Annotated in this window: 1 protein-coding gene; it reads right to left on the bottom strand. The window is 69.4% G+C overall.

Annotated elements, in window-relative coordinates; genetic code table 11:
* A partial coding sequence (locus NQ014_RS10810; RefSeq protein ID WP_257075339.1) for a penicillin-binding transpeptidase domain-containing protein occupies positions 1–454 on the bottom strand: 454 nt, incomplete at both ends.

A 454-nucleotide genomic window follows, 5' to 3' on the forward strand; every position in this document is an offset into this window, starting at 1 on the left:
GCCGCGCGCCACCGACAGCGGGGTCAGCGAGGCGGTGCCCAGCGACATCGACAGGTTCGGCGGCAGCTCCGATTCGGCAAAGCCAAACTCGCTGATGTACTTGCGTGCGTAGTCCACGCCCATGCCATCGAGCAGGCGCACCGACACCAGGTTGCGTGACTGCACCAGCGCTTCGCGCAGACGCATCGGGCCGCGGAAGCCGCCGCCGTCGTTCTGCGGGGCCCAGGTCTTGCCGCGGCGGTCGCGGAACACGACCGGGGCGTCGAGCACGATCGAGGCCGGGTTGTAGCCCTTGTCGAAGGCGGCTGCGTAGACGAATGGCTTGAAGCTCGAACCCGGCTGGCGGCGGGCCTGGGTGGCGCGGTTGAACTTGTTGCCGGAGAAGCTGAAGCCACCCACCAGCGCCTTCAGCGCGCCGCTGTGGGCATCCAGCGAGACCAGCGCGGACTGGCCG

This window comes from Corynebacterium sp. 5QC2CO, assembly GCF_024580435.1.
Taxonomy (GTDB): Bacteria; Actinomycetota; Actinomycetes; order Mycobacteriales; family Mycobacteriaceae; genus Corynebacterium; species Corynebacterium jeikeium_D.